20 protein-coding genes and 1 pseudogene are annotated in these 26,304 nt (G+C 69.0%); 15 read left to right on the top strand and 6 right to left on the bottom strand.

Going from position 1 to position 26,304, the window contains the following annotated elements; genetic code table 11:
* The first annotated feature begins 239 nt into the window (after positions 1-239).
* From AB0412_RS30905 to AB0412_RS30870, 8 genes and pseudogenes are all read left to right on the top strand, one after another.
* Positions 240-863 carry a hypothetical protein gene (locus tag AB0412_RS30905; protein WP_366405890.1) on the top strand — a complete coding sequence of 208 codons (624 nt, stop codon included), beginning with the start codon at positions 240-242 and terminating at the stop codon, positions 861-863.
* A 44-nt stretch (positions 864-907) separates the two neighbouring features.
* Complete coding sequence (locus AB0412_RS30900) at positions 908-2,392, top strand: hypothetical protein (RefSeq protein ID WP_366405889.1); 1,485 nt, start codon at positions 908-910, stop codon at positions 2,390-2,392.
* A 112-nt stretch (positions 2,393-2,504) separates the two neighbouring features.
* The gene (locus AB0412_RS30895) at positions 2,505-3,239 is read left to right on the top strand and encodes a hypothetical protein (RefSeq protein WP_366405888.1); all 735 of its coding nucleotides are present in this window, start codon (positions 2,505-2,507) and stop codon (positions 3,237-3,239) included.
* 68 nt (positions 3,240-3,307) lie between these two features.
* Positions 3,308-4,270, top strand: coding sequence for a hypothetical protein (locus AB0412_RS30890; RefSeq protein WP_366405887.1), 963 nt, complete (start codon positions 3,308-3,310; stop codon positions 4,268-4,270).
* Positions 4,271-4,722: 452 nt separating this feature from the next.
* Positions 4,723-5,823 (top strand): tyrosine-type recombinase/integrase, encoded by a 1,101-nt coding sequence (locus AB0412_RS30885; protein WP_366405886.1) that lies wholly within the window; start codon positions 4,723-4,725, stop codon positions 5,821-5,823.
* Positions 5,820-7,445: a hypothetical protein gene (locus AB0412_RS30880; protein WP_366405885.1), complete on the top strand. Its 1,626-nt coding sequence runs from the start codon at positions 5,820-5,822 to the stop codon at positions 7,443-7,445. The genes AB0412_RS30885 and AB0412_RS30880 overlap by 4 nt, the downstream gene beginning before the upstream one ends.
* 30 nt (positions 7,446-7,475) lie before the next feature.
* A pseudogene (locus AB0412_RS30875) lies at positions 7,476-8,219 on the top strand (tyrosine-type recombinase/integrase); the annotation flags it as partial.
* A gap of 117 nt (positions 8,220-8,336) precedes the next feature.
* Positions 8,337-8,900 (top strand): DUF6262 family protein, encoded by a 564-nt coding sequence (locus AB0412_RS30870; RefSeq protein WP_366405884.1) that lies wholly within the window; start codon positions 8,337-8,339, stop codon positions 8,898-8,900.
* Positions 8,901-9,109: 209 nt separating this feature from the next.
* On the opposite strand, the gene AB0412_RS30865 is transcribed toward AB0412_RS30870, so the two are convergent.
* Together AB0412_RS30865 and AB0412_RS30860 are read right to left on the bottom strand one after the other, a co-directional pair.
* Entirely contained in the window at positions 9,110-10,906 is a 1,797-nt protein-coding gene (locus AB0412_RS30865) for a serine protease (protein ID WP_366405883.1), read from the bottom strand.
* A 38-nt stretch (positions 10,907-10,944) separates the two neighbouring features.
* Positions 10,945-11,268 (bottom strand): trypco2 family protein, encoded by a 324-nt coding sequence (locus AB0412_RS30860; RefSeq protein WP_366405882.1) that lies wholly within the window; start codon positions 11,266-11,268, stop codon positions 10,945-10,947.
* 133 nt (positions 11,269-11,401) lie between these two features.
* On the opposite strand from AB0412_RS30860, the gene AB0412_RS30855 reads away from it, so the two are divergent.
* A complete protein-coding gene (locus tag AB0412_RS30855; RefSeq protein WP_366405881.1) occupies positions 11,402-12,031 on the top strand; it encodes a hypothetical protein in 630 nt (209 codons plus the stop codon).
* A gap of 108 nt (positions 12,032-12,139) precedes the next feature.
* Positions 12,140-12,712 carry a hypothetical protein gene (locus AB0412_RS30850; RefSeq protein ID WP_366405880.1) on the top strand — a complete coding sequence of 191 codons (573 nt, stop codon included), beginning with the start codon at positions 12,140-12,142 and terminating at the stop codon, positions 12,710-12,712.
* An 81-nt stretch (positions 12,713-12,793) separates the two neighbouring features.
* Here AB0412_RS30850 and AB0412_RS30845 read toward each other — a convergent pair whose 3' ends face one another.
* On the bottom strand, positions 12,794-13,693 hold the full coding sequence (locus tag AB0412_RS30845; protein WP_366405879.1) for a hypothetical protein: 900 nt from the start codon (positions 13,691-13,693) through the stop codon (positions 12,794-12,796).
* Positions 13,694-13,698: 5 nt separating this feature from the next.
* Positions 13,699-17,061 (bottom strand): hypothetical protein, encoded by a 3,363-nt coding sequence (locus tag AB0412_RS30840; RefSeq protein ID WP_366405878.1) that lies wholly within the window; start codon positions 17,059-17,061, stop codon positions 13,699-13,701.
* A gap of 591 nt (positions 17,062-17,652) precedes the next feature.
* Here AB0412_RS30840 and AB0412_RS30835 point away from each other — a divergent pair.
* From AB0412_RS30835 to AB0412_RS30820, 4 genes are all read left to right on the top strand, one after another.
* Complete coding sequence (locus AB0412_RS30835; RefSeq protein WP_366405877.1) at positions 17,653-18,033, top strand: hypothetical protein; 381 nt, start codon at positions 17,653-17,655, stop codon at positions 18,031-18,033.
* A gap of 117 nt (positions 18,034-18,150) precedes the next feature.
* Positions 18,151-19,278 carry a site-specific integrase gene (locus AB0412_RS30830; protein ID WP_366405895.1) on the top strand — a complete coding sequence of 376 codons (1,128 nt, stop codon included), beginning with the start codon at positions 18,151-18,153 and terminating at the stop codon, positions 19,276-19,278.
* Between the two features lie 14 nt (positions 19,279-19,292).
* Positions 19,293-19,622, top strand: a complete 330-nt coding sequence (locus tag AB0412_RS30825) for a helix-turn-helix transcriptional regulator (RefSeq protein WP_366405876.1) — start codon at positions 19,293-19,295, stop codon at positions 19,620-19,622.
* Positions 19,623-19,822: 200 nt separating this feature from the next.
* On the top strand, positions 19,823-21,979 hold the full coding sequence (locus AB0412_RS30820; protein WP_366405875.1) for a hypothetical protein: 2,157 nt from the start codon (positions 19,823-19,825) through the stop codon (positions 21,977-21,979).
* An 89-nt stretch (positions 21,980-22,068) separates the two neighbouring features.
* Here the strand turns inward: AB0412_RS30820 and AB0412_RS30815 are convergent, their stop codons facing one another.
* Both AB0412_RS30815 and AB0412_RS30810 read right to left on the bottom strand, forming a co-directional pair.
* A complete protein-coding gene (locus AB0412_RS30815) occupies positions 22,069-22,413 on the bottom strand; it encodes a hypothetical protein (RefSeq protein WP_366405874.1) in 345 nt (114 codons plus the stop codon).
* Between the two features lie 135 nt (positions 22,414-22,548).
* The gene (locus AB0412_RS30810) at positions 22,549-25,662 is read right to left on the bottom strand and encodes a hypothetical protein (RefSeq protein WP_366405873.1); all 3,114 of its coding nucleotides are present in this window, start codon (positions 25,660-25,662) and stop codon (positions 22,549-22,551) included.
* 68 nt (positions 25,663-25,730) lie between these two features.
* Here AB0412_RS30810 and AB0412_RS30805 point away from each other — a divergent pair, with 68 nt between their 5' ends.
* Positions 25,731-26,120: a hypothetical protein gene (locus AB0412_RS30805; RefSeq protein ID WP_366405872.1), complete on the top strand. Its 390-nt coding sequence runs from the start codon at positions 25,731-25,733 to the stop codon at positions 26,118-26,120.
* Positions 26,121-26,304: the final 184 nt, after the last annotated feature.

Here is a 26,304-nt window from a genome sequence, read left to right as displayed (position 1 = left end):
CTGCACCATGTCCTCACAGAGCGATCCGCTCTCCAAAGTGAGCAAGGCCCAGCTCAGAGAACCTTGCCCTGCTCACCTTCAAGCGAGCCGCAACACTCCGAGGACACCCCGGACGGCGCGAGCGCCGAGGACTCCGAGGACGCGTCCTGACCTACTGCCCGGGGCGGGACCTGACCGGTCCGGCCCGGGCCCCTCCTCCTTCCCCCTCTCTGTGCGGTGCCCGCCCGGAAGGCCTCGCCATGCTCCGCTCCGAACTCCGCCTCCACGCGCCTGTGTTCGTCGCTCAGGCCGCCGTCAGCAACCACACAGGCCTGATCGCCCGCACCGGGCTCGCCATGCCGGCCGCGCCGTTCGGCACCCCCGCATGGCAGCTGCCCGCCCTGCTCTCCTACCTTCAGCGCCTCCACCAGGACGAGGAGGACCCCTCCCCCGAACTGTGGCGCGCGCACACCGAGCGCCAGACCGGGCCCATGCCCCGGCCGCACATCCGCTACCAGGCTGACGGCCTGCACGACCCGGACGCGGTGTGCGTGCTCGACATCCAGCTCGGCCCGCGCGACAAGGAGACCGGCTGGCCCGCCGCCGACCTCGCCGTCATCGAGCAGGAGGAAGGCTCCTGCCCCTTCGGACGCGTCACCCGCCGCCACGGGGCCGAAGCGATCGCCGCGTACGCCGCCGAGGAACTGAGCGCCGAACGCGCGGCGCTGATGGACCGCGCCCGCCGCCACCAGGACGCCGCCCTCGTGCCCCTCGCCGGACTGGCGCAGCGTGCCGCCGAGTGGGCCGAGAAGGTGCGCGCCGCCGCGCACGCCGATGCCGTCCACGTCCAGGCCGACCGCGCCCGGGCCCGCATCACCCGCTGACCGCCCAGCTCCTCCTGCTCCGAACGCCGTTGGAGGCCTGTGCCATGTACAAGTTCGAGCCCGCCACGCCGACCTACGCCATCTCCGACACCATCGTCGAACACCAACTGCGCGACCGGGACCGCACCCGCGCCGACCTCCCCGGCGGCTACCGGCTGACCCTGCGCACGCGCGAGCAGCACGGCCAGCTTGAGGCCGCCCTGTTCGCGCCGTCGCCCACCGGCCCCGCCCGGATCTGCACCGCGCGCATCAGCGCACACCCGCCCGCCGTCATGTCCCGCTTCCTTGATGCGGCCGCCCGCTACGCCCCGGCCCTGCCCGACGCCCGCGACGCCCATCCGCCGCTGGAAGCTGTTGCCCGCCTGCTCACCACCGGCGCTTTCTTCCGGCGGCCCGGGGAGCGGGGGCTGGTCGTCCGGTTCGGTTATGCGGAGGCCTGGCTGGAGGGCAGGAGGCTCAGCGTCACTCTGGGCAGCCCGGGCGGGCTCAGCCTGGTCCTTGGCGGCTCCTGGGATGCACCGTCCACCGCCCGCCTCACCGCCGTCGTCCTGCATGAGCTGACCGAGGGCGGGCAGCTCGCCGGCGAGGTCGCCTCCCTGCTGGAGCCCGGGCCGTGGCAGGTCCTGTCCGACCAGTGGCATCCGGACGCCGCCCTCGTTCTGCCCGCGACCCGCCGCGCGGACCCGGAAGACCCGCTCGGCCGCCGTATCTCCCGAGCGCTGCGCGAGGTCCAGCACCATCTGGGCACGGCCCGGTCGGACCGGGACTTCCAGGAGCTGATCGCCGTCGAGGGCTCGGCTGTCGCGCTGCGCGCCACCGTGCGCGACCGTGCCGTCCCCCGCCTGGTCCGCACGGTGGTGAGCGACGGCGCGCACGGCCCGGACGAGTTGGGCAACACCCGCACAACGTTCGCCCCCGCCGACCTGACTGCCCTCCCCCACCGCGACCCTGCCCCGCCGTCCCACGAGGTCCCGTCCCTGGACCTCCACGTCGCCCCGAGGAACGAGCGCTACTCGTACGGCGTGAAACTGGAACTCGCCGACCGGGCATACGTCTTGGATGCCCAAGCCTTCGTCTACGGGCCCGGCTGGTACCCCTTCCACGAGCACGTGACGCGCCGGGAGAAGGACCCCACCGCCCCACTCAACGACCGCGAAGTGCCCACCGGCCGCACGGTACCCGCCCGGGTGCGGATCTGTCCCGACGTCGAGGACCGCGCCTGGGGCAACGAGTACGCACAGCTCACCCCCGTCGACCACCGCATCGAGGCGCGGCTGCACCTGTACGCCGGCCGGGAGAACGCCCGCACCCTGGTGCGCACCGTCACGCTGGAGATCGACCTGCGGGCGAGGCGGGTGATGCTCCCCGCCCAGATGCCCGCAGCCCTGCGCCACCAGGCAGAGGTCAAAGGCCGGCGGATCCTCGATCTGCTGCTAGCCGCGCGCCTCGAACGCCGACGAGGGGTGCGCGAGCCGCGGGCCGTCCTGAGCCCTTGGGGGCGTGGCGCCCCACCCAGTGCAGACATCTGACGCGGGCGCCGACACCCGCGGCGCTCCCCGTTTCGCCCCACGTCCGGTCCGGGGCGGCAACCCCGGACCGGCCACCCACCAACCCGACTGCAGCCACCAAGGAGGCTCCCTCGTGAACTCCACCGATCCAACCGCGCATCCGTCCGCCGCCTACGACCACAGCGCTGGTCCCCCCGAACTCCGGATCTCCGGCCAGGTCGGCGGCCGGCCCGCCCTGTTCACGCTCTGTCCCAAGTTCGCCGACTCCACCGACCCCGGTCCGCTGCTGGGAGTCGCCGTGCGCGTCGCCACCCACTTCCGTATCCCGCTGACCTTCACCGCCACCTTCAAGCAGGTCGCCGGCGAGCGGTGGGAGCTGGTCCGGGTCATGTGCAACCAGGACGACTACCTCGCCTCCGTCCGGGCGGTACGCCCGAAGGTCGCGGAGGCCGCCGCCGAGGTGCTGCAGGAGCAGCGCGCGCAGATGGAGCCGCTGTTCGCCGTCGCCCGTGAGCGTCAGGCCGCGTACGCCCTGGCCGAGGTGTACCGGGCGCGAACCGCAGCTGCCGACGCTCACCGCCGGGTGGACGCAGCCGAGGACGAGTTCGGCCTGTTCGAGGTCTGCGAGGAGCGGGCCGCCGAGGTGCTCGGCCAGCTGTCCGGGCGCCCCGGTCCTCTGCCCCACGGCGGTCCTCCGGTCGTGCGCAGCACCTCCTACGGCCGGGTCCTGGTCCTGTGTCCCGTCGGGCACCTGGTGCAGTCCGTCAAGGCCGAGGACTGGAGCGGCTCGCAGCTCGCGGCCCGGTGCGCCGATCCCGCCTTCAACGTGACGTGCCACGGCCAGACCGGCGATCCCCTCCCCCATTGATCCGCCCTGCCGGGCTCGGGGCGGCAACCCCGAGCCCGGCTCCGCTCACCAACTCGAAGGATCCTCCCGTGAACGCTGTACTGACCGCCCCAGCCCACCCGGTGCTGACGCCGCCGGTAGACGCCGAGACGTGCAGGTGCACGCCCGCTGTCCGCTATGCCTGCGGCCACTGCTACCACGACCAGTGCCTGGACTGCGGGTTTTGCACCATGGGCAGCTGCGTCTGCCGCTGTGAGTACGGTCTCGGCTTCCACCCGAGCGACTCGCCGGCCGAGGGGCCGAGGTTCTGGATCGGCGGGCACCATGCCAAGTGGCTCTCCACGTGGGGCGTGCCGATGTGCGTCTCGCGCTCCACGCTGGCCGACCGTGCGACGCTGCCGCGCGCCGCTGAAGCCTGGGTGTGCGACTCGGGTGCCTTCTCCGAACTCGGCGACCACGGCGGCTGGACGGTCAGCCCGCACGCCTACGTCCAGGAGCTGCGCCGGTATCGCGACGAGATCGGCCTGCTGGTCTGGGCCGGGCCGCGGGACTGGATGTGCGAGCCCGACATGATCGCCAAGACGGGCCTGTCGGTGCGCGAGCACATCGACCGCACCGTGGGCAACTTCGTCGACCTGATGGCCGAGGAGCCCGGCGTCGACATCATCCCGACCGTGCAGGGCTGGCACCCGGCCGACTACGAAGCATGCCTGGACCTGTACGACAAGCGCGGCGTGCGACTGGCGGACTACCCGCTGGTCGGGGTCGGCTCCGTCTGCCGCCGCAAGTCGGTCAAGGACGTCGAAGCCGTGCTCGCCACCGTGGCCGCCGCCGGCCTGCGCCTGCACGGCTTCGGACTGAAGACCCAGGCCCTCGAATCCTGCGCCGAATACCTGGCCTCCGCCGATTCCCTCGCCTGGTCGGGCGACGCCCGCTGGTCCGCCCCCTGCCCCAGTGCGAGGGCAAGCACAAGAGCTGCTCCAACTGCGTGCACTGGGCGATGCGCTGGCGCGAACGCGTCCTGGAAGTACTGCACGCCCCCCGTCAGCTGATGCTCCCCACCACAACCTGACCCACCAACCGCTCCGGTCCGGAGGCGGCAACCCCGGACCGGCGCAGCTCACCGACTCACCGCCCGAGAGGACCCTTGTGATGTCTGCGTTCGAACAACCGCCGCTCGATCTCGGCGCCGTCTGCCAGCGGTGGAAGAACCGCCGGCACAGCTGGAGGCCGGCCGGTGAAGGCGGTTTCGACCCCACCCGCTACCGCGTCCGCGAGATGCCGAACGACCTGGTCCACACGGCGAAGGCCTTCGTCCGCGCCCACCATTACAGCGGCTCGTGGCCCGTTATCTTCACCGTGATCTTTCCAACAGCCACGTCAGCCACATGCATGCTGAACTGGCCGGATCATCAGTATCCAAGGGGTGTTCGGCATCACAGGCACGTTTGTCACGTCGTTCCGCGCAGAGCGGGCGACGCTGGCCCAGGACAAGACAGGGTGGGTGATCGTCGGAACTGACGACTACGCCCTCCACCGTGAAGGCTCGCTGTTCCTCGCAGGTCTACGAGACGCCGGCCGGGCCTACAACACAGAGAGGACGTACGCCGGGCGGTCGGCGCTGTACCTGTCGTACTGCAGCTTCCACCGCCTGGACTGGGCGCAGATCACCGTGTGGCAGCTCGCGCGCTTCCTGCACTGGCTGGTGGCAGAGCCTCTGCCTTCACGGGCCCGCGGCGGGGGCGGGCCGGAACGATTCCGCGACGAGAACGCCGCGAACGCGATCGTGGGCACGGTCTGCGAGTTCCTGAGCTTCGGCGTACGCATGAAGTGGGTCGATCCTGAACTCGCCGGGCAGCTGACCGAGCCCCGCTACCTGCGGCATCTGCCGAAAGGCTTCAGCCCGGGCGAGAACGACCAGCACCGTACGGTCCGCTCGCGAATACTCAGGCTCCGGGGCGTCGACTCGGGGATCGAGTGGCTGACAGTTGAGCAGATCGCCCGCCTGATCGACGCGACCCGGCACGCGCGGGACCGCTTCCTGGTGGTGCTCCTGCTGTGGTGCACCGGCATGAGGATCGGCGAGGCGCTCGGCCTGCGCCGCGAGGACATGCACCTCCTGGCCGACTCACAGGCTTTCGGCTGCCAGGTCAAGGGCCCGCACGTGCACGTACGGCGCCGCTTGAACAGCAACGGCGCGTGGGCGAAGTCGCGGAAGCCGCGCGCCATCCCGGTGACCAGCGAGCTCGGCATCTGCTACGCCGACTACCTGCACGAGCGCTCGGCGGTCCCGCAGGCAGACTTCACCGAGCAGGTGCTGGTCAACCTCTTCCGGGAGCCGCTCGGACAGGCGATGACGTACTCCGGAGTCAAGGGGCTGTTCGACCGGCTCGCCCGGCGCGCGGACCTGATCGCCCGGCCCCACATGATCCGTCACAGCGCCGCCACCGAGTGGATCCGCCAGGGCACCGACCGGTCGGTAGTCTCCGACCTCCTCGGGCACACTTCCGAGTCGTCCATGGCCCCGTACGTCCACGTCGACGAGGGATCCCGGCGGGCCGCGGTCGAGCGCGCGGACGCCCGACGCCGGGAGATGGCGCGATGACCATCGAGATGACGGCCGCCGTGGCCGAGCCCCGCGTCGTCACGCTGCCCGTTGACCGCGCAGGGTGGATGGCCTGGCTGATCGAGAACACCGAGCCAGACTGGCGGCCGGACGAATGGGATGCGGCGAACTGGCTGTTCACCGGCGATCCGGACAAGGACGAAACCGCCATATGGCGGTGCAACAGCGCCGGCTGCCACGTCGCGGTCCGCGCGACTCGGCACCTGTGCCGGTCCTGCTACGAGCAGTTCCTTGAAAGCGGACTGAGCCGCGAGGAGTTCGCCACGGTCGGCCGCCGGACCCTGGTTCGCTCCCTGCCGGGGGAACGGCCTCCGTGCACGGTCGAGCGTGACGGCGCGCGCTGCGCCCTGGAGGCCCAGTCGCGTGGCGCGTGCACCCCGCACTACACAAGATGGCGCTACCTCCGGAACAGAGGGAGGACCATTCTGGCGCTTGACGTGTGGCTCCAGGCCGAGGCCGAGCCCCTCCCGCCGGGCACACCATGCCTGGTCGGGGCCTGCGCCGGCAGCGCCCATGGCCGGGTGCCGCTATGCACGTACCACCGTGATCGCTGGCGCCGTCACCGGAACGCGACCGGCGTGAAGGGACCAATCCACGAAGGCCTGGAGGAGTGGGCCGCGGTGCAGCCACCGTGGCTTACGGGCTTCCAGTTCTCGCTCGTCGGCCTGCCCGAACTGCTCCGTCACGAGCTCCACTTCGCACTGGCGGAACGTGACAAGCAGCGCCCGACCCTCAGCCCGGTGGGGATGCGGCTGATGGTCCGGGGACTCAAGTGCGTCTCGTCCATCGCCGAGCTCACGGACAAGAAGCTCGGCGACCTCGGATACCTCGACCGCAACTGCGAGGCCCACTGGAACGACGTCGTACGTCTCGTGCGCGGAGCTTTCGACCGCTTCCGGGGCGCCGACCCGCTGGACCGGCCGGTTTGGGAACTCGGCGACCTCGGACTACGCTCACGCACACGATCCGGTGTCCGCGTGTCCTCGCGCCAGCTGGACGTCACGCAGATCCGACAGGAGTGGCTGCGCCGCCTTCTCGCCGACTGGGTCAAGGAGACCACCCCCGACAACAACGACTTCCGGGTCACCTTCGAGGGCTGCATGTCGGCGTCGCGCGCCCTGTCCGCGCGACCCGGCGGCGGGCATGACCCCGGCGCCCTGAAGGTCACGGACATGGACGCGGTTGTCGCCGCGATCCGCGACCGCAAGCGCCAGGACGGCACCGCCACCCTCGGCTACGGATCCCGCGCCGAGCTCCTCGCGCACTTCTGCCAGCTGCTCGACTTCGGCCGGCGCCTTCAGATCCTCGACCATGTCGCCTCCGTCTTCGCCCGCCACCCGCACCACAAGATCCCGTACGAGGACCCCGCCGAGGACATGGCCGGCAAGGCCATCCCGGAGTACGTCGTCGCCCAGCTCGACGCCCAAATCCACCTGATCGGCGACGACTTCGCCTACGGGGACATGGCGCCCAAGGTGGTGAAGGCTATGCTGCGCACCGTCTACATCCTGCTGCGCGACACCGGCCGCCGCCCGTGGGAAGTGCGCTGGCTCCGGATGGACTGCCTCGAAGCGCAGGACAGCGAGTACATCTTGATCTGAGACAACCACAAGGCCCGCCGCAACAGACGCCGCCTTGAGATCGGCAGGGAGACCGCCTTTGCCATGCAAGAGTGGCTCGCGATCCGCCGGACCCTGAAGGTCCCCGCCCGCTCGAGGACCTTCCTGTTCCCGACCGCGCGCCACGGCTACGACGCGTGCATCGACTCGGACACCGTCGCCAAGATGCTCCGGCGCTGGGTCGACGGCCTGCCGGAACTGCACACCGAAACCGTGGACAAGGACGGCAACCTCCTGCCGTTCGACCGCAGCCGCATCTTCGCCTACGCCTTCCGCCACACCTACGCCCAGCGTCACGCGGACGCCGGCACCAAACTGAACACCCTGCGCGACCTCATGGATCACAAATCGACAGATACCACCATGGGGTACTTCAAAGTATCTATGGAGAAGCGCCGCAAGGCCGTCCAGACGATGCGCCAGCACGTCGTCGACCGGTCCGGCAATCCGGCGCCGACGCCGTCTGCGACCGCGTACGAGGCCCGCTCCGTCGCCGTGCCGTTCGGCAACTGCAACGAGCCGTCCAACGTGAAGGCCGGCGGCGGTAGCTGCCCGATCCGCTTCCAGTGCTCCGGATGCGCCTTCTACCGCCCCGATCCCTCCTTCCTTCCCGCGGTCGAGGACCACATCCGGGCTCTCAAGGCCGACCGCGAGATGGCCAGGGCCCTGGGCACCGCTGAGTTCGTCGCAACTTCAGCGACCAGATCGACTCCTTCCAAAACGTCGTCACCAGCCTTCGCCGCCAGATCGAGCTGATGCCGGAAGACGATCGCCGCCACCTCGAAGAGGCCTCCGCCGTGCTGCGCAAGGTCCGCGCCGCAGCACCCTCACCCGTTCTGCCCGTGCCCTCCATCCCCGCCCGGAGAAGTCCCGATGAGTGAGCCCCGCACCCCCGCCCAGGTCCTGCGCGAGGCGCGGCAGAAGGACTCGCGCGACAAGCGCGCTCGCGTTCTGTCCGTCGTCGACCAACTGATCGCGGACGACGAACCGGTCACCTTCACCGGGGTCGCCCGCGCCGCGAACGTCTCCCACTGGCTCGTCTACGCCGAGGGCGTGCGCGAGCACATCGAGGCCGCGCGGCGCCGTCAGGGACGCTCCGCGACCAACAATGCCCACGCCGGAGCCAAGGCACCGGCTGGATGGAAGGTGGAGAAGCAGCTCCTCCAGGAGGACAACCGGCGCCTACGCCAAGAAGTCGGACGTCTCAAGGGCGCCGTCCGTCGCAGCCTCGGCCAGCAGCTCGACCAGATTGGTGCCGCCGACCTTGGAAGCCGCGTCGACGAACTCACCACCGACAACCAGCGCCTGCAGGGCGAGCGTGACGATGCCTTGGCCCAGGTCAAGGACCTGACCGAACAGCTCAGCGAGGTCCAGGACGATCTGGCCGGCGCGCGGCTCAGCCTGCGCCGCGTGATCCGAAATGAGAACGCGTCGTGAGGCACCCCCGTGCTTCCGCGCGCACTTGCGGCCGCTCAGCACTCGTCGGGATGTCCTCGCCGATGTATCGCGCGGCGACTACCACCCGGCAGTCGGCGAGGCGCCCGGGATCAGCGGCCGGAACGCACTGCGGACGCCGCGGCACCGGAAGTTGGGATTGTGGCAGGTGCTCAACTCCGCACCAAGGCTCCAGAAGATCGCCGTCGGGTTCAGTCGAAGTCGAGTTCGAGAATGACGGATTGGGCAAGTACTGCCTTCCATGGCGCGAGCAGCCGTAGGGCGGCAGCACGTACTCGCGTACTTCTGTCCTGGTTCCACCCCACGTCAAAGGACGTGGCCCAGCCCCTTAGCGGATCGCGGGCCACAGCGATAAGGTGCAGAACGTGGCGGTCCTCGGCAGCGTCCGGGGGCAGCTCATGCAGCGTGTTCTCGGCCCGTGTGCGCAACTCTCTGTCTTGGTGGCCCAGCAGATCGAGAAGTACTCTCGCCGCCGGGATGTCTCCCTGCCCGGCCCGCTGGGCGATCTCTTCGAGCGCGGCCATACGCAGCGAGCGCAGTTCACTTTCCAGCGCAGTTGCCAGCACTGTCATCGATACCGGCGGCGCCCCCGACGCGGCATGGCCAGCGACATAACCGTAATAGGCTCTTGCCGGTGACAAATAGGTGGGTTGGGCGGTGGTGAGCTCAATACTGGCGGCCAACCAGACATTTCCATCAGCCCCTGGTTCGGCGACTTCGCCTTTGTCGGCGTACTGATTAAGCGGGTAAATTAGCGCGGCCAGGGTTTCGCGCACCGCAAGCAGTTCGAGGGAGGCACGCGGCAGACCCGGCCAGCTGTTTTGTACCTGCATCCAACTGCCAGTTGCCTCGGTGGAGTGGCGGTTGAAGGACGTTTCATGCCGTCCCAGGTAGCTGCGGATCGTAGTGAGCATGGCATCGATCGCAGCCCTCACTGACTCTGGCCCTGTGACGACCAGTTCGGTGTAGGCGTCCGCCAGAGCCGTGCGCAGTTCCCGCAACGACCTGAAGACGACTTTCCACATCTCGAAATCCAGATCGTCGTGGAGCACGCCTTTACTGCGCACCATTGCCAGGACGCGTCCCACGGCACGCCGCGTGCCCACCTGATCGTCGCGCGCATGCTGTAACGCCGTCAAAGCCTGCGCGATCTTCGACGTGGATGCGTCGTCCAGCACTGGCAGGCGCTGGTTGGCATCGACGATCCGGCGCAGCATCCGTACGGGGTCGCCGGGATCTGCCGGAGATCGGATCCAGGTATTACCCCAACGTTTCACCCAGGCCATTAGGTGCGGGTCGTCGGCAAAGGCCCTGGCCGGCAGCGCCCACAGCTCTCTTCGCTCGGGATGGCCAGGGGCCTTGTCCGATTCAATGATTCCGATGAGCAGATCGTCGGCGAACAGTGCCGCCCCCGACATGCCGGCCCAGGTGCTGCCGTCACTCGGCTGAGCAAGGCGGGCTCCGCCCTCGATCTGGACGACCCAACGGTCGCTCTTCACACCCGACAGCGGTGTGACGAAGCCCTTGATCTGTCGAGACTCACGTACCCGTCCGTCTACGTCGCCGTCAGGGAACCCCACTGCGGTGACCTCGATCGGATGCACCCCGGTTACATCCGCCCACATGGGCAGCCTGCCAAAGGCCCCGCTGGTCCCGGCCCGCAGGGTCTCCCATCCTGTGCTGTCTGTGATGACTAGCAGGGCCACATCGATCTGTGATGACCACCATGCAACGACAGCGTCGTTGAAACTCGCCTGGCCGCCGCGATGCAACGGCCGGATGCGGCAACGCGGGTAGTCCCCTGCGAGCCCAACCAGCCCGTGCTCCATCTCCCGTCGGGGCGGGGGATTGAGTGGCCCACCATCTGGTAGGGCGCCCTCGACAACATGCCGCGCGGTCAGCACCGTGTAGTCATTGATCAGGTAGCCGGAGCCGACTGAGCCCGTTTGAGGCTCATAGATCTCGACTACCCGCCTCTCGCTGAGCACCGGCTGCCCTTCGTCTCGATATCCGTCGCTACGGAGCGTTAGTCCGGTTCATCTGTTGCTTGGGCGTTGACCTTGACTGATGTGGCCCGACCGTTGCCATCGATGGTGACTGGTGTCAGAGACAGTGACAGCTGGTGGGTAGCCTGGTCGCCGATCTGCCCCTTTGTTCCGAAGGACACCACGCCGAACCGTACCCCGGCGTCCCCCGCGGCTTCTCGGGTGATCGCCAGAGTGACGTTCAACTCCACGGCCCCCAGTTCGAACCGCAGGGCCTCGTTGTGGCCACTGCTCATCGCAGCGGTGAGCTCACTACGGAGCGCCTGGATCGTCTCTGCCAGTCCGGCGGCAATCCGATCATTCATTTTTCCTCCCTGGTTGATATTGACAGCGCAACCCCCTCGGCGCTCGCACTTTAGAAGTTCCTCGTTAGACGTTCTCGTCTGCGTCTGTATCGGCAGCCGTAGCGGTATCGGGGAAGGAGCGCAGGCCCGCTTCGTGAGGCTGACAGAGGATCCCTCCACGACACAGGTGTACTACCGCACGTCCCACCCCCGACGCGTGGAGGCCGTGCGCGCCATCGCCGCGAAGTACCAGTTCGACCTCACCGGCGGCAGAGTGCGCTCCCGCGGGGCCGAGGCAGACCTCACCAACCGGATCCGGGCAGGAGTCGGCTCAGTCCCAGTACCTGCGGGACAGTGCCACGAGATGAACAATGTCCGCGCGGACGGCCGCGGCTGCCCGGTGTACTACCGGTGCTTCTCCTGCAAGTTCTTCACTACAGACTTCACCCACCTCACCGAACTGCGACAGCTGCGCTCCAGCAAGGCCGAGCAACTCGCACGGATGGAGGGCGCCCGACAGCTGCGCTCCAGCAAGGCCGAGCAACTCGCACGGATGGAGGGCGCCTACGACACCGTGCTCACGCCCGGCCCGCTGAGCGAAGCGAACATGGAACTCCTGCGCCAGGAGATCAGGCAGATCGATGAGCTCACCAGCAAGTGCGAGGCGGACTTCGGCTCACTGGCCGCGGAGGAGAGAGACAGTGGAGGCGTGGCTCCACACCAAGGACCGGTTCCTCGCCGTAATCCCCGTGGCCGCCGTCCTCGCTGGGCGGCACCACGTTGACCAACCGACTGTCGATCCGATTCTTCTGGCTGGGGACGCGAATTGACGAGTACAGCCAGCTTCTCCGGGGACCAAGTTCCCACAGGTATCAGGTCCGCTCGTACAGCGGTGCTCGAGGCCGGACGGGCGGCGGCCGCGCGACGTCGGCGTGCCGACAGCGAGCGTTGCCGACAGCGCGTCCTCGATGTCCTGACCACGATGCGCAAGAGCCGAACACCGTTCTCGGACGCGGAGATCACTCGTCGAGCCGAGGTCAATCCGCAGTACCTGCAGCGGCACCGCGACCTCAAGGCCGAAGCCGAGGCCGTACGTGCCCATCTCGCTGGCGATCGGCCGCGAGCCGCCGCCGCAGCTTCAGTTCGCAAAGAAGCAGCCCTGAAGGTCGAAAACCGCATGCTCCTCGAACAGAACGCCGCCCTCCGGCGCAACCTTGCGGAAGCGCGAGCTCAGCTCCGTGCGCTGCGCATCCAAGAACTGGGCGCCCGCGCCCGCGACGGTTTTGGTCTGCCGGTCACGCGGGATGCCGAGCTGGAGGAGCTGCGGAGGCAGCGGGATGCCGCGCTGGCCGCCAGTCAACGGACAGGGGCCGACCTCACGGCTCTCCGCAACGTCAACCAGCGCTTGATGGTGGAAAACAGCCGACTCCTCGAGGCCGCGCTCCGACACGCACCTGCGGAGTAGCCCGCACATGGCTGTCGGCAAGCACACCAGCCCTCGGGACTGGTTAGTCGCATATTGAATAGGTGGGTTACCGGTGATCCTCTACCGGGCGAGGATAGCGTCGTACACGGTGCGCAGCGGGGTCTTGTCGAATGGGCGGGTCAGCGGCAGGCTATCCAGCACCTCTGCATCCAGTGCCTCACGCAGTTCTGACGGCATCCCGGGCGACGCCAGAGGGAGGCCGCTTACGGCACCATACAGCTGCTTGGCCATCTCCTCGTCATATTCCATCCTCACGGACTCGACCGGCTCGGTGAGCTGATCGGCGGGCACCGTTCCCTTGATGACGAGTAAGCCACTTAGCACTACCAGCGTCCGGTACCAGGCAACGACCCGGTCGCCGACGTAGTCCCCCGCCGCCTCCAGGTATGCCGCACGCGGGTTGACTGACTCGCCGCCCGTGACGCGCGCGTCGGCGTAATGAGTGACACCGGCGTGCTCGCGTTCTTGCCATGGGCCGGATTCTGCGACGATCTCCACCATCCACGCGTGGCACAGTTCGTGAAAGATGGTCCCCACTTTGGAGAGTTCGCTTTCCATTGCCCCGCCGATCCCGCTTCCCAACTTGGCAACAAAGGCTGGCGTGTCGGGTGCCAGGCGGATCGCGAGAACGGTGTTTCCCACGTAACGGGTTTCTGCAGCTTCGCTGACAAACCACCCGCTGAAGTCGAAGCGCGTCTTCGCGGTGCGGATGTCGTCGATGACCCGTTCGGGGAGCATCAAGAAATGTGCCTTGGCGCGCAAGAGGCTCAGGAATCCGGCTGAAGTGGAGGCGAGCTGCGTGAGCTGCGGCCGCTGCAGGGGGTCACCGCCGAGAGCGTCCGGCAGAGGGATCAAGGTGCCCGGGGTGCTGCCGAAGACAGTGAGGTCGACGGTCGACTCCAACCGTCGGCCGAACTCTCGGGCGATGGCCCACAACGGGTTGGGCAGGGTTCCTGGCATGCCGGTTATCCTCTCGGCGACGGCCGCGGCGGCGCCCCCGGCTCGCGGCCGTCGCGATCACGACGCTGTAGGTCAGGGCGTTGAAGCGGCCGTATCAACGGCGCGGCGAGCACGGGCCTGCCGTTGACTGGGATGAACGGCCTGGTGCGCACGATAGGGAACCACGGTTCCCGCACTGTAATGAGCACGCTTTGCTCGGAGGGGATGATGACGTACCAGGCGGCTTGTGCCGAGGTCACGCCGACGCCGTCGGTGACGAGGACCACCAGGGCCACCGGTCCAGGAGGCACTGTCACGGCCGGCCTGTTGGGGTCGCTCACCAGTCCGCCCTGTACTGCGTACTGCAGGTGGCCTTCCATTGCCGCGCCATCGTTCCGCCACTGGATGTCGGTGAGGGGAACGAGCCGGCCGTTGACCTGCACCTGGACGCGGCTGATGGCCTCCGCGGGAAGTCCCTCACCACGCGGGTCGACGAAGGTCCACGTTGCGCCCGGGATGCGGAAGACGATTTCGCCCTGGGGCGCTGCGGTACTACCCGGCCGGGGCCCGACGACCTCGACGGACAGCAGGGCTGTTGGCTGTGCTCGGTCCATTGCCGCGCGCATTCGGCTAGCGGTCCCGGCCCGGATCGCGTCGCGCACGGTCTGAAGCGCCGTCCGGGTGGCACGCAGGCTCATTGCGGTGTCATCGAGGGCACGTATCAGAGGCCCGACGCCGACGGCGTCAAAGATCAGTGTGGTGACCACGCCTGCGACGACGTTCGCGGGCAGTGACACGTGCGTGATGTCGATGTGAATCGACGGCAGGATGAACGGCAGCACGGGGTTGGGCAGGTCAATTCCGATCGGTATCTCGACGGAAGGCACCTGGTCACTGCGGAGCAGTGACTCCAGCAACGCCCGCATGCCCACGGCGCTGCCCTCCGGCGACTCGGCCGTCACCCGCAGCGCCTCGGCGCTGACCTGCAACGTGTCCGCCAGCACCCGCGTGACGTGCGATGTTGCCTGAAGAGCTCCTCCGGTATGTGCGTTGACGGCCGCGGTGACGATGGCCCGCAGTCCACCGCGTAGCCACTCGGGCGTCGACGCGGATGCCGGGCCCATGCTCTGCTCGATGAGCCAGTCTGTGAGCGCGGCACCCACCTGCGCATCGAGGGCGCGGATTGTGTCGGCGACCCTGGCCACGCCAGCCAGGAAGTCTGCGGCCAGGCGATCGGTTTCGCGGATCAGTTCCTGCTCGCGCGCCTGCAGTTGCGATGCAGCCTGTTCGGCTGCGATGACTGCTGCCTCAGCTGCGCGGAACGACACGACCGCGGACAGCTCGAGCGCCCGCAGCAGCATGTTCACCGACGCCTCGGACATGTCGGTGAAGAGGTTCACGCTGTCGCGCGCGAGGAACTCAAGACTGCGCGTGACGTGGTCGACGACGTGCTGACCGAACACGGGCAGCAGCTGGCGCTTGTAGGCGGCGATGGCTTCGCGTGTGCCGCTCGCGAGCACGTCGTCTACCAGCCCGTCGGCCAGCAGGAACCTGTCGAGCATATTCAGCTCGCCCGGGAGCATGGTATTCGCCCATTGCTCAGCGGTACGGGAGACATGCCGCAGCAGTTGCGCCGCTGGGAAACCCACCGTAGCGCCCAGCACTTGCCGACCGAGCTCATTCCAGCTGGCTTCGAGGTCAACGGGAGTGTCGCCAGCGTCCAGTTCGTCCGCCAAGGACCGCAGCGCTGGAGGTACGGCCTCGAAGCCACGTGTGGCGACGCTGTGTACCAGGGTGCTCAGCGGACGGCCGATGAGGATGAGGATGCCCGTCGAGACGGCCTCACGCGTTGCGTGCGCGTCAACTGCGTCGCCGTCCACCAGTGCCACGCACAGCTCACCGAGGATGCGGGCTTCCGCCTGCAATGCCCGCACTATGTCCGGCGGCATCACTGTGGCGAGGTAGTCCCACACGCCCGCGTCGGTCAGCGCGGTCGTCACCGTATCCAGCGCTCGCCGCAGCACATCCGCAGCCTCGTTACGCGTCATACCGCCAGATGGCGAGGCCGCGACGGTGGCCACAAGCGATGCGGTGCTGCCCATCAGGTCCGCGAGCCAGTCAGGGACGAGGTCTTCACTGACTAGCAGGTCGTGCAGCTCGTCGAGCAGAACCTGGGCGGCGACCTCACTGAGTGGGCGGCCCGGTGCGCCATCCGCAGCCAGTACCCCGCGCAGGGTTGCTGGATCGCCACTGTCCGGGACGACGAGTACGGTCAGGGCTACCGCGCAGCGGATCGCCGACCGGACGAGCGCCGCGCGATCGGCCGCCACCCAGGGTACTGCGGTCAGCAGGAGCTGCGCTACGGCACCCACTGCGTCGAGTCCGTCGGCCTGGGAAAGGTCATCGAGTATCGCCAGGGCCCGCGTGAGGTCGGCCCAGAACCGCCGTACCGCCGCGACGTCCAGCCCACCGACTTCAGCCAGCAAGAAGTCGAGGGCGAGGCGCAGCAGGCGCGGCGCCAAGATGTCTGCGGCCAGGCGTCGGACTGCCGTGAGCACCGCGTCGAGCAGCGATTCGTGCTCGGCGGGCGACCCTGCGCTCCACTCGTCGCGACACCACGTGACAACCGCGTCGAGTGCCATGGGCAGCACCGTTTGCGCGGCGTCCAGCAGCGGCAGCAGCGGGTCGTCGTCTGCTAGTCCAGCCTGTTCCCGGTATGACGCCAGTGCTCGCGCAAGGTCCGCGCCAGCCTGGGCGGACATCCTCCGCAACATGACTGGTGTGTCGAACCCCGTGTTGACGACAACGCCCCAGCCGCCGCCATACCCCCAGCCGAACCCGTAGTTGAACCATGCCGACACTCCGGCGCCTGTGCCGTCCTGCGGGAACAGCTCGGCCACCGCCAGAAGTTCCGCGACGGCCATCGCGGCAAACGATCCCCGCGCCCAGACCGAGGCGCCGACCTTCGCCTCATCGAGGAGAATCCGAACGTAGGGGCGCGCATCGGCGGGGAAGGCATCCAGCACGAGGCGCTGCAGCTCGCCCAGGGACATCGATGCGCTCACTTTGGCCTGGCCATCGACCGAGGCTTCGAGGCGCAGCCGAGCGATAACGCCCGCCGCTTCAAAGAGGTCCAGAGGTATGCCAGCCTGCAAACGAACGCCAGCGTGAGCGCGCCCTGACAGATCCGCGCCGAGCCGCGCCAAGCCGCCAGCCACTTCGCCGCCGAGCTTGGCGGACACTTGCGCATCGAACTCGGCGGAGAAGTCCAGCCCGTCGTCGGCGCGCAGCGATCCGCTCACCCAAGCGCGCGCGCTCGCCGCGCCATATAACAGGGCGTTCTCTGATGAGCCGGTGCTCGCTGAGAAGATATTGAGCTCGTTGCTCATGGCGACCCTCCGCACGCGCGTAGCTGCAGGAAGGCTAGGGAGGATTTAGGGTGGGCCGCTACGAATCGGACTAGTGTCACCCACGAGGTGACCTCATTCCAGTACAGCCTCCTAGACACAATGACGGCCTACTCACGCTGAGCTTTGTAGATCGCATACGCTGGCCAGGCTGGCCGGATAGATCCAGGTGGCGGCGCCGAGGTCGCGCAGCAATGCGTCCAGCTCCTTCAGCTACCTCACCAGCCGCACCAAGATGCGCGCGGCCACGAAGCCCGGCTCCCGTTTGCTCTTCCCCTGACCGCCGAGCGCGACAGCCGACTGAGGCGGCACGCTCCGCCAACTCGCCCTGGAATGCCCACCGCCCCTTCGTCGTGAACCACTCGGATATCACCACCTCACCACCACCCAGTTCGCGAGCCAGGTGGGAGGGAGGTGGATCCGGTGCGCGGCCACCACACACGGTCACCAGCAGGCTGGGAACTGACGACAGAACACCGAGGGCCGCACCTGTGGGTCATGCCATTGCCTCACAGGCAAAAGACCACCTGACCTGCGGGTAGTGCGCTCAACGGTGCACAGAAGGTCCCGTACGTGGACTCGCTGGAGCTGAACCGTCTGGTGTTGCGCGACGAGGTGCCGGCGAACGCCGAGACGTGGTTCCAGGCCCGTGCCTTCCGGCTGGCGGCCGCCCGGGGCATCCGCGGAATCGTCGCGCACAGCGACCCCGAGCCGCGGACACGCCTCACCGCCCACGGCCCCGAGATGATCTTTCCCGGTCACTACGGGACGATCTACCAGGCCAAAGGGATGGACTACCTGGGCAAGACGCGCCCGCGGCGCCTGACCATGCTGCCCGACGGCTCGGTCCTCCATAGTGGAATACGCACGGGTTCCCGTCGGACGACTGACAGTCGCGAAGCCGCATCTCAGCAGGTAGATCGCCGCTTGGGTCCGGCTGCGGTCCTTCCCTGAGATCTCCGCAGTAACTCGCAGAATCTGCGAGTGATTGCTGTAATGTTTGGCTTCGTGGCAGATTCCGAAAGTCGCGTGCTGACGCTCGTACGCCCCGTGCCGGAGCCGGCCGTCCCGGTGGACCCGGCTTCGGTGTCGGTCGAGACCGGGCTCGCAGACGTCGTCACTCTCCAGCGGCGCCGTCAGGCCCGCATGTCGGCGTACGACGAGGAGAGCTTCTTCCTCGACACGCTCTCGGAGTACCAGTGGGCGCGCGACGCGGCCGGCCTGGCGCCGACGACACTCGACGGACTGATCAAGCCGGTGATCGAAGTCTGTGAGTACTACGGCACGGTCCCCTGGCAACTGACGCCCCGGGAGGTCGACAAGTACTTCGCGGGCCCCGGCAAGCGGGCACAGTCGACACTGCGCGGAAAGATCAACAAGATCGACGCGTACTTCGCCTTCCTCGAGCAGCGGTACGCGGGCGACATCATGCGCCGCTTCGGCGCCACCGTCGAGTCTCCGATCGACCCGTTCAACCGGCCGCGCCACCGCGGGGACTTCGGGCTACGCATCCCGCCTTCCCAGACTGCATTGAAGGACTTCTTCGCCCGTTGGCGTGAGGACTTGCCGCACACACGGAAGTACGCAGTCGCCTGCCGCGACTACGTGATGACGAAGATCGCTTACCTGTCTGGAGTGCGCGCGGCGGAGCTGTGCGGGGTCTGCCTCGGCGACGTCCACTGGGAGCACGGCCAGTGGGGCCGGTTCGTCGTCCTCGGCAAAGGCGCCCGCGGCTCGGGGCCACGGCCGCGCGAGGCTTACCTCTTCCAAGAGGGCCGTGCCCTCCTGTGGTGGTACATCGAGGAGATCCGGGGCGAGTTCGGGGACGACGCCGAGCACCCGCGGGCGCCCCTGTGGCCTTCGGAGCGCAAGTCAAAGGCGATCACCGACCTGAACGTGCCGATCGCGCCGGCGATCGTGCCTTCGACGTTCCGGAAGGCGTTGCACACCGCGGCAGCGCACTACCTGACCGGTCCGATCACCGACCTGTTTCCGCACCTGCTGCGGCACGCCTGCGCGACCCACAACTACGAGCGCGGCATGACACTTTGGGAGGTCCAGAAGGTCCTCGGACACGACTGGGCAACTACGACTCTTCGATACATGGCGACTGCACATGCTGACCCGGAGCTCGCGAATCTGGCGGCCAGCTCCCGGGCAGCCCAGCGACTGGTGATGGACAAGGGGAACCTTCGGTGAAGTGGAATCTGCGGATGGTTGCCGCCCAACGGGACCTGTGGCGGCCGACCGAGGTGCTCGCCGCCTTCCAGCAGGTCGGGTTCAACCCGTCGCTGAGCAAGGTGGCCGCACTATGGAGCGGCACGCCGGTCACGGTACGCCTCGATGACCTGGACAAGATGTGCGCCGCGCTGAACTGCACGGTCGCCGACCTGCTCCAGGCCGAGCCGCTCGCGGCGGGGCAGGCCGCGCCGAAGTCCGGTCAGCGCGCGGTCGGCGCAGAGGAAGGGCCAGGCGCAGGCCCGGTACGGCCCGTGCCGCGCGGTCGTCGTGGTGCCGGTCCACGCTCGCTCCCGCCGAGCTGAGGGGTTGGCCGGTGACGGTGGGCCGTGGGAAGGGGCTAGCGCGGAGCTGCCCGGTGGGCCTGGGTTGGCTGGTGGTGCACTGGTATCGGGTGTGCGACGGGTGCCGGCCCTGGGCGAGGACGTACCCCGAGCGCGGGGTGTGCCCACGGTGTCGGCATGAGGCACACCTGAATACGGACGGGCTGTGCAAGCCGTGCCTCATGGCGATCCGAGTTGAGGAAGACGCCGAGTGGGCTCTGGGCCTTGAGGAGGCGCGGCCGCGGCCGGTCCAGCTCACGGTCGGCGGCACGTACGGCGACCGGTCGGCGTCGGCCCGACCACTGCGCCGTCCCACCAAGAACGGACTGAGCGTCGGGGTCGAGTGGTGGACCAAGCTCCGCCAGCACCACGCCGCTCCCGCCGCGCCGCCGGTGCTGGAGCCGCAGGTACACGGCCAGATCCCGCTCTTCACCATGCCCCGCATGCTGGGCGACGCCACAGTCAGCGCCATCGTCGGCCGGCCGGTCGCTGGATGGGAGAAGGCCCGGCCGGTGATCGAGGCGATGGAGGCCGAGCACGGGTTGACCGCGGGATGGCGCTACAAGGTCGCCGAGATGGTCCGCCTCGCCCTGGCCGTGCGTGAGGCCGAGGGCGCCGAGCGGCTGCCCGAGGCCATGCTGCGGGACCTTCCGACTAACGGGGACGCGGTCCGCCTGATTTTGCTGCGGGCCGGACTCTTGGACGAGGCGCCCGAGCCCATGCGCTTCTCCATCTCGGACCAGCCAGCCCGTACTCCGTACATCACCGCTCCGACGCCGCTACCGCCCCCGGCGCCCCGCCAGTGCACCGACTGCGACGCCTGGATCCCCGTCGGCCGACGGGCAGGATTTGTCTGCGATCCGTGTCGGCACTGGCGGGAGCGGGCGGGGCGCGGCCGGTGCTGCCGCTGCGGCCGCGACGGGTTGGCCCTGCGCGACGACCGCTGCCGCAGCTGCCACCCCTACCGCCTCATCGACCAAGCCCGCCCGGCCTCCCGGCGTTTCACGCAGCTGGTGATCGCGCTGCCGACCGGCAAGGGCGGGCCGTTCGAGGCGTTCCCGGTCGCCGACGACCAGGCGCCCGACTACGACGAGCGACGGCCCGCTCTCCACACGAGCCGCGGACAGGAAGCACTGTTCACCCTTCGGCGCGACTGGGCCCCGGTGCTGGCCCGGTTGCGGAGCATGCCTCCGGGAGAGCCGCCGCTGACCGAGACCGCCCAGTACTTGCTTGAGGAGTTCACCCGCCATCGACCGGGACAGCGGCCGGACTACCGGAAGAACACCCGCACGCTCACGATCCTCCTGTACTGGCTCGGCGCCGAGACGGCCGTCTTCGAACGCGACGTGCACGACCTGGCCCGGATCGACGCGAACCTCGCTGCCAAGCCCGTTTGCCAGTTCCTACGCGACCGCGGCCTGCTGGTGGAGGACCCCGACCTGCATCGGAACGCGGATCTGGTGTGGATCGAGTCAACCCTCACCACCCTGCCGGAGCTGGTCGCGAGCGAGGTCGGCACCTGGGTGAAAGTCATGCGCGAGCAGGGCCGCCGCGAAGGCGAGCCCCGCGGGTACGACGGCATCCGCCGCTACCTCACCACCCTCCAGCCCACCCTCACCGCCTGGACCACGACGGCCGGCGTGGACTCACTGAGGGAGATCACGAAGGAGCAAGTCGAGAACGCCGTGGACGGCTTGTCCGGCTACGCCCGTCGAGGACTGGCCATAGCCCTACGCAGCCTGTTCCGCGCACTCAAACGCGAACGAGTGATCTTCCGCAATCCCGCCCAGGACCTCCCGGCCGGCGATCTCAAGGGGATCCCGAAGTCCATCCCCTCCGACGTCCTGATGGGGTTGCTCGACCAGGCGACAACGCCGCTCGGCCGCCTCGTCGTCGCTTTGGCCTCCATCCACGCACTGCCCGGACACGAGATCCGAACCCTGCACACCACGGGCCTCGACCTCTCGCGCGGCACCCTCGAAGTACAGCGCGGTCTGCTGCGGCACACCCTCTACCTGGAGGAGCTCACCCACCAACTCGCCGCCGACTGGACGACCTACCGCCACCTGCGGTGGCCCGCCTCGGCCAACCCCCACCTGCTGGTCAGCCAGAAGACCGCTGTCGATCCCGACCACCCGGCCGTCAGTATCGGCACTCTGCGCGCGACCCTCCCCAAGGGCCTGACGCTGGCCGGCCTGCGCCAGGACCGGATCCTCAACGAGGCGTTGGAGTGCGCCGACCCGCTCAAGCTGATGCGGCTGTTCGGCATCACCGAGCAGACCGCCATGCGCTACGTCACTGCTGCCCACCCCGAGCGCACCGCCAAGCTGCCCCGGTAGTCGGAGTGGTGAGCCGTGTCAGCAGCAATGCCAGGGCAGTGGCCGCGACGTTCAGCGCCATGTTCCTGCCCGAAGACACCATCCCCTACCTAGGGCCACGTTTCCGTGCACGCGTCCGTCGCCTGGCGTACGGCCGTCGGCTCGGCCCACAGCAGTGTGGGCAGGGCCCTCGTCCACTCCCCATGGTGCAGCGCGAGGCGGAGCCATCGGCACGCCTCGTCCCAGGGGGCGTGCTCCGCGAGGAGGAGGTACGCCTCGATCGCCCGATCGCCGCGAGCGTCGATGCGTACGGCCTGCGCGGCGGCCCGGTCCAACTCCCCGATGAGGACGTACTCCTTGACGAGGGCCAGTCGCGACCAGTCGCGGTCGTCGGAGCGGTCCATGGCGTCGACGCGCTCCTCGATCTCGTCGTAGCGACCCAGGTCGAGACTCACTCCGGCTAGGTCCCCGAAGCAGTTCGTCAGCGTCAACAGCTCGGGGGCGGCATCGAGGTCCGTCTCCGTCTGGGCGAGCCAGCGCGCGGCCGGATCCCGGTCGCCGAGTGCGATCCGAGCCCGCGCGACGGCGGCCTACGCCCACACGGCCGCAGCCCGCCAACGGGATGCCGTCTCGGTATCAACCGCATCGGCGCCACGGGCCTTCATCAACTTCAGCGCCTCCGCCTCGACCGCGTCGGCGTCCGCAGCGGCGATCTCCAGCAGGTGTGCCGCCCAGGCGCGGTCGTGCTCGTCGCCCGACTCGGCCAGGGAGCGCACGATGCGTCCCAGGGCCACGCAGCACCGGTCGACACCTGCCATCCGTTTCACCGCCTCGACAGCCAGACCGTAGTCCCCCCGCTCTGTGGCCTCCTCGGCCACGTCAGGCCACGCCCACTGACGCTCCTCCTCATCGCAGCCCTCCATGAGGGTGAGGAGACGTTCCGAGTCGCCTGCCCTGATCATGCACCGGGCCAGGTCCGCCAAATGCAGGCCTCGCACGAGGGCATGCTCCGCTTGTCGGGCTAGGGCAACCGCATCCTCGTACCTCCCGAGCGCGGCCAGTGCCGTCGCTTCCTCGCCCTCCCCTAGGGGGTCCTCAGGAAGGGGCCGGGGCGGCAGGGCAGCCAGCAGCGCCCGTGCCTCCTCCAGCCGTTCGTCGTCGGCGAACGCTGTGATCGTGCGGCACACCATGGTCCGCTGCTCACGGATGGAGTCGCTGTCCTGTCCCACGAGCGTGAGGTCGTGCAGGAGGCTCTCGGCCTCCTTCCGCCGCCCCGCGCGCCACAGGGCGACGGCCACGCTGATGAGCAGGTCCACTCTGAGGGACGGCTGTTGCGCGGACCGAGCGACCCCCTCGGCGCGGGCGAATTCGCCCGCGCACAGCAACCCGCCGACCACCTGGCCCAGTTCCCGCGGCCAGGCCTCCTCAACGGCGACGTCAACGGCCCGTTCGAACTCACCCGCCTCCACCAAAGCGCCTACGAAACTCTGCCGGGCATCCATTTTCGCGCCCTCAGTGCTGAGTGTGCGCAACAGGAGTTCCGCCCGGTTGTATGCGCCATCCTCGGCGAACGCCCGGAGCATGCCCTCCCGGATACGGTCCCCCTCCTCGGGATCCGTTCGGGCCGCAGCCAGCGCCTCCGCGCGTTCGTGCTGTCCCGCCAGCACCAGGGCGCAGCCCAGCTCTCTCCAAGACCGCGCCGGGATCGGGCTGGTCGCCGCCCGTGAGGCGAGCGCCTCGGCACGGTCGAACATCCCGGCCCACGCCAGTCCCTCGACAACATGGCCCCGGTCCTCGGCGGACTCGGCCACGCACACCGCCTCGTCGAACAGAGCCAAACCGGACGGCTCTGCGCCTGCCTCGCGCCTGGCGTAGGCAACCTCGACGAGGCCAGCCGCCCGGCCGCGTCCCTCGATGCTCCGTGCCAACGACTCAGCCCGCTCGTACTCACCTCGATCGGCCAGGGCGCCCACCACTTCCGCCACAGCCAAGGTCTTCGGTTCGGCGTCACGAAAGGCGGCCAGCACGGACTCGGCTTCGTCGACGACCCCCAACCGGACCAACTGTTTGACCAGAAGCTCCAGTTGCCCATCGCGCAGCCACCACTCCTCCCCGGCATCGCACACCAGGGAAATGGCCCGGTCGGTCTCTCCCAGCGTGACCCAGGCGTGCCGGATCGTACTCAGCGCGGAGGGGTGCCTGATTCTGCCGTCCCGGCTGTCCGCACGAGCTGCGCGTTCCGCGTCGGCCAAGAGCCGCCATGCCTCCTCCCGCTCTCCCGCCGTCCCTACCTCCAGGGCGATCTCCCCCAGGGCCACGGATCGCCAACACAACAGGGGCAGGCTGTGGGCAAGTGCCTCGGCACGGTCGGGGCAGCCGATCTTCGCCCATGCGACGGGAAGGCCGACCGCGATGCCCCGGCCACGGCGCTGTAACTCGTCGCGGCGGATGGCCAGCGCCATCATGTCCGGCAGGGCCGCTTCATCGTCGACCTCGAGCAGCGCCTCCTGCGCCGACCGGATCTCCGCGAGGGCCGCCGCATTGCCGCCCGTGGCCTCCCAGAGCCGGGCCTGCCGGTCCCGGTCCAACGCGAGTGCCGTCATGCGAGCCGCGTCCCCGATTGACCGGAGCATCGCGAAGTAGCCGCGCAGCAGATATTCCGGCGTGTCCGCGGGCCAGCCACGCCGGCTGTACTCCTCCGCCCAGTCGTGCAACCGCTCACGCCGTCTGTCGAGTTCGCGGGCGCCCAGCATCTCCTCCGCGCGTTCCCTTAGTGCGTCGTGCGCGAGTAGATACAGGCCACCCCTGGTGGCGAAGGTACGCCCGGTGCGGGTGCGCAGCGCGTCGGCCACCCGGAATGGCACGGCTTCGGTGAGAGCGGTCAGGTCGCCCGCCGACAGGCCCCCGCCTGCGGCCGTGACGAGGGCGAGCAGGTCGTACTCCAGCCCGGGAGCTTCCAACAGGTGCTTCAGCTCCCGCTCGGCGTCCGTACGGATCGCCCGCGCGGCCGGCGAGACGGCCAGCTGCCGGACCACGTCCGGCGCACGCAAGGGGTGGCCGCCAGGGACGTCCAGGGGCAGCGGCGGATTGAACCGCCCTGAGACGACCACCCGCATGCCAGCCTCGGGAGCCCCGGGCAGCAGGCTCGCGATGCTGTGGGCGCCGGGGCCGGTCGTGACACCACGGTCCTCATCCAGCCCGTCCACCAGGAGGATCAGGCGTTCACCGCGCCCGGAGCAGGCGCGGGCCGCCTCCCCGTACAGGCGGAGCAGGTGCGCTTCCCGGGTCGCCTCGGTCAGGTACGCCGGAAGACCGGCACCCGTCAGTTCCACCAACTGTTCAAGTACGACGTCGACATAGGCGACGACGTCGTTGTGGGTGCCGAGACGGCCGGTGACGAAGAATGGCACGACTCGCACTCCGGGCGGCGGATGGAGCGCGAACCAGGAGAGCAGGGCCGTCTTGCCCGCCCAGGCATCCGCTCGCCACCAGACGTGGGACGGGCCCGACTCCGCACAGCAGAACGCCGCCAGCTCGGCTAATTCCGTCTCGCGGCCGACGAGTCGGGCCGGCGCGATCCGCCTCACCTGTTCGCCGTACGACGACCGGACGACGGGCGCAAGGACGACGTGATTGTGATCCCCCGTGACGGCGACACCGATGTCCCCGGCCGCCGTGACCGACCGCTTCCCCGTAGCGCGCATGCCAGCATGGTGCCCGTCGCCGTGCCGCCATACCCGTAAGCGCCGTCGGAGCGGGGAAGGATGCCGTCATGAAGGCCTTGATGTGGACCGGTGTCGCGCTGTGCGGGCTGGGCGCGGCGGCGCTCCTGGTGGGCGGGGTCCTGGACGTCTCCGCGGCCGAGCCCTGGGCGAGCGTGGGTGGAGGGGCTGCCGGACTGGTCGGTCTGGCACTCACCCTCTACGCGGCTCTTGGCCCACGTGCCGGCGCTTCCGGCTCGCAGGTCCGCGCCGAGGGCGAACGTTCGGTCGCCACCGGCGGAAACATCGGCTCCGTGACGACCGGCGACGGCGCATCACCGCCCGCTTCCCCGAGGATGCCGCCGTCGTCGTCCGCGCCGACCGGTCCGGTGAGCGCGTCGAGTGACCGTTCGGTCGCTGCGGGCGGCGACATCGGAATCGCCTCAACCGGTGAGCACTGAGCGACGCCGACTCGACCGGTCACCACCGCACAACGCAGCCCGCGCCCATGGCACCGTCGGAGATCGCTCCAGGTCCCACACACTGGGAGGATCCGCAGAAGGAGGCGATGCATGAGAACCGTCGAGCGCCAGCTCACCTCCCCGTAGCAGCGTTCCGGCATCGGGGCGCTCGCGGGCGCGCTGC

Source organism: Streptomyces sp. NPDC052012 (assembly GCF_040689265.1).
Lineage (GTDB): Bacteria > Actinomycetota > Actinomycetes > Streptomycetales > Streptomycetaceae > Streptomyces.
Note: the sequence above shows the minus strand (reverse complement) of the source record. Positions and strands in the feature narration are given on the sequence as shown.

Excerpts from the sequence above, each read along its gene's own strand:
- AB0412_RS30905 (WP_366405890.1), top strand. The coding sequence starts at position 240 with ATGCTCCGCTCCGAACTCCGCCTCCACGCGCCTGTGTTCGTCGCTCAG.
- AB0412_RS30900 (WP_366405889.1), top strand. The coding sequence starts at position 908 with ATGTACAAGTTCGAGCCCGCCACGCCGACCTACGCCATCTCCGACACC.
- AB0412_RS30880 (WP_366405885.1), top strand. The coding sequence starts at position 5,820 with ATGACCATCGAGATGACGGCCGCCGTGGCCGAGCCCCGCGTCGTCACG.
- AB0412_RS30870 (WP_366405884.1), top strand. The coding sequence starts at position 8,337 with ATGAGTGAGCCCCGCACCCCCGCCCAGGTCCTGCGCGAGGCGCGGCAG.
- AB0412_RS30860 (WP_366405882.1), bottom strand. The coding sequence starts at position 11,268 with ATGAATGATCGGATTGCCGCCGGACTGGCAGAGACGATCCAGGCGCTC.
- AB0412_RS30845 (WP_366405879.1), bottom strand. The coding sequence starts at position 13,693 with ATGCCAGGAACCCTGCCCAACCCGTTGTGGGCCATCGCCCGAGAGTTC.
- AB0412_RS30840 (WP_366405878.1), bottom strand. The coding sequence starts at position 17,061 with ATGAGCAACGAGCTCAATATCTTCTCAGCGAGCACCGGCTCATCAGAG.
- AB0412_RS30825 (WP_366405876.1), top strand. The coding sequence starts at position 19,293 with ATGGTTGCCGCCCAACGGGACCTGTGGCGGCCGACCGAGGTGCTCGCC.
- AB0412_RS30820 (WP_366405875.1), top strand. The coding sequence starts at position 19,823 with ATGGCGATCCGAGTTGAGGAAGACGCCGAGTGGGCTCTGGGCCTTGAG.
- AB0412_RS30810 (WP_366405873.1), bottom strand. The coding sequence starts at position 25,662 with ATGCGCGCTACGGGGAAGCGGTCGGTCACGGCGGCCGGGGACATCGGT.
- AB0412_RS30805 (WP_366405872.1), top strand. The coding sequence starts at position 25,731 with ATGAAGGCCTTGATGTGGACCGGTGTCGCGCTGTGCGGGCTGGGCGCG.